This window comes from Roseateles sp. P5_E11, from assembly GCF_054049355.1.
Genome location: NZ_JBFUMO010000749.1, coordinates 1 through 2,352 on the forward strand (window position 1 = coordinate 1; position 2,352 = coordinate 2,352).

At 66.2% G+C, this 2,352-nt stretch carries 4 protein-coding genes; all 4 read left to right on the top strand.

Going from position 1 to position 2,352, the window contains the following annotated elements:
• Positions 1-1,156 (top strand): VC_2705 family sodium/solute symporter (locus tag ACXJKR_RS30075; RefSeq protein WP_457325963.1); only part of this gene is annotated, 1,156 nt, incomplete at its 5' end.
• Positions 1,157-1,304: 148 nt separating this feature from the next.
• Positions 1,305-1,670, top strand: a complete 366-nt coding sequence (gene rpsF, locus ACXJKR_RS30080; RefSeq protein WP_056198096.1) for a 30S ribosomal protein S6 — start codon at positions 1,305-1,307, stop codon at positions 1,668-1,670.
• A gap of 50 nt (positions 1,671-1,720) precedes the next feature.
• Positions 1,721-2,014: a primosomal replication protein N gene (gene priB / locus ACXJKR_RS30085; protein ID WP_056198094.1), complete on the top strand. Its 294-nt coding sequence runs from the start codon at positions 1,721-1,723 to the stop codon at positions 2,012-2,014.
• Between the two features lie 45 nt (positions 2,015-2,059).
• Positions 2,060-2,350 carry a 30S ribosomal protein S18 gene (rpsR, locus tag ACXJKR_RS30090; protein WP_056198092.1) on the top strand — a complete coding sequence of 97 codons (291 nt, stop codon included), beginning with the start codon at positions 2,060-2,062 and terminating at the stop codon, positions 2,348-2,350.
• Positions 2,351-2,352: the final 2 nt, after the last annotated feature.

Consider the following 2,352-nt stretch of genomic DNA (forward strand, 5'->3'; position numbering starts at 1 on the left):
GGCCGAGGGCGCGCCGCTGGCCCGCATCCAGGCCGCCGAGAAGCAGCGCGCCGCGCTGCCGCGCACAGCCCCCGAGGCCGAGGAGCGCTGGCGGCGCGAGCAGGCGGGCGAGGCTCAGCTCGCCCAGCCGCTGTCCGGCCTCGTGCCCCATATGCAGCCCTTTGCAGGCAACCCCGACGGCAGCCCGCCCGAGCGCGAGCAGGCCAGCGCGGCCCGCCGCAACTTCATCGCGCTGGCCTTTTGCCTGATGGTCGGCACGGCCGGCCTGCCTCATCTGCTGACGCGCTACTACACGACCAGCTCCGTCGCCGCGGCGCGCCAGTCGGTGGCCTGGTCCCTGGTCTTCATCTGCCTGCTCTATCTGACGGCGCCGGCCCTGGCCGTCATGGTCAAGACCGAGGTCTTCAACAGCTTGGTGGGCACGTCCTTCGACCAACTGCCTGCCTGGATACGCCAATGGCAGCGCGTCGACCCGACCCTGCTGTCGGCCGTGGACCTGAACGGTGATGGCCGCCTGCAACTGGGCGAACTGCGCCTGCACCCCGATCTCGTCATGCTGGTCATGCCAGAGCTGGGCGGCCTGCCCTATGTCATCTCGGGCATGGTGGCGGCCGGTGGGCTGGCGGCTGCGTTGTCCACCGCAGACGGCCTGCTGCTGGCCATCTCCAGCGCGCTGTCCCACGACCTTTACTACAAGGCCATCAACCCCGAGGCCTCGCGCACGCGGCGGGTCACGCTGTCCAAGGCCTTGTTGCTGGCGGCAGCGCTGGCGGCGGCGGCGGTGGCATCCAGCCGGCCGGCGGACATCCTGGCCGTCGTCACGGCCGCTTTCTCCATCGCCGGCTCGACCTTTTTCCCGGCCCTGGTCGCCGGCGTGTTCTGGCGCCGCGCCAACCGCGCCGGCGCCCTGGCGGGCATGTTGACCGGCCTCGTCGTCTGCCTGATCTATCTCGTCATCGCCCACCCCGGCGCGCGGGCTCTGATCGGCCTGCCCGGCCCGGCGACATTGATCTGGGGCATCCAGCCGGCCTCGGCCGGCCTCTTCGGCGTGYCCGCCGGTGCGCTGGTCCTGGCCCTCGTCAGCCTGCTGACAGCCGCGCCCAGCCAGCGCGATCGTGATTTCGTCGACAAGCTGCGCAGTCGGCCGGTGGCCTGATCAACGAGAGTGAAGGGGCGGCGATTTGGTCATTCACCCCTTCCGGGCTAGAATCCTTGGTTCCCCCTTGCCGTACCGCGTGTAGACGCCGTGGCGCGGCTTCCTCAGACCGGCAACCCCGTCGGGCTGGAATCCACAAGGAGTAAATATGCGTCACTACGAAATCGTTCTGCTGATCCATCCGGATCAAAGCGAACAAGTTCCGGCCATGCTGGAGCGCTACAAGGGCCTGATCACCACCGGTGGTGGTGTCGTGCACCGAGTTGAGGACTGGGGCCGTCGCCAGATGGCTTACCTGATCCAGAAGCTCGCCAAGGCCCATTACCTGTGCCTGAACATCGAGTGCAGCAAGGAAGTCCTGGCTGAGCTCGAGACTGGCTTCCGCTTCAACGACGCCGTGTTGCGCCACCTCACCGTGGTTCAGGACAAGGCCATCGCGACCCCCTCGGTCATGATGAAGGCCGTCGAGCGCGAAGAAGCCCGCAAGGCGCCGCAACCGCAAGAAGCGGCCTGAGCACAGGTCATCGCTAAAGAACCAGGTTTTTCGAGCAGCGTGCCCCTGGCGTGAACCAGCTTCACCTCCAGGCGCAGATCCAGCAACTCGGACAAGTTCGCTACACACCCGCCGGGCTGATGGCCCTGGACGCAAGCCTCAAGGCCGAGTCCGAAGTCATCGAAGCCGGCAAGCCGCGCAAGATCTCGCTGGAGATCAAAGCGGTTGCGGTGGGCGAGGTGGCCAAGCAGTTGCAGGCGCTGGGAGTCGGTGGCATCGCGGTCTTCCGCGGTTTCCTGACCCACCAGCGCAACGGCCGGGGCTTCATCGCCCACGTCACCGTGATCGAACCCGCTGCTTCCTAGAACCCGGAATTGATTGAATCCGGATAGATTTAACAGAGGTCCTCTATGCCCCCGCCACGTGGTAAAGGTCGCTTCTCCAAAGACAAGAAGCCCAAGCGCAACCAACAATCGTTGCTGTTCCGTCGCAAGCGTTTCTGCCGCTTCACCGTCGCCGGTGTCGAGCAGATCGACTACAAGGACATCGACACGCTGCGCGATTTCATCTCCGAAAACGGCAAGATCACGCCCGCTCGCCTGACCGGTACGCGCGCCTTCTTCCAGCGTCAGCTGACGGTGTCCATCAAGCGCGCGCGCTTCCTGGCCCTGCTGCCGTACAGCGACCAGCACAAGGTCTAAGG

Bases quoted from the DNA above. Each gene is read 5' to 3' on its own strand.
- rpsF (WP_056198096.1), top strand. From the start codon at position 1,305: ATGCGTCACTACGAAATCGTTCTGCTGATCCATCCGGATCAAAGCGAA.
- rpsR (WP_056198092.1), top strand. From the start codon at position 2,060: ATGCCCCCGCCACGTGGTAAAGGTCGCTTCTCCAAAGACAAGAAGCCC.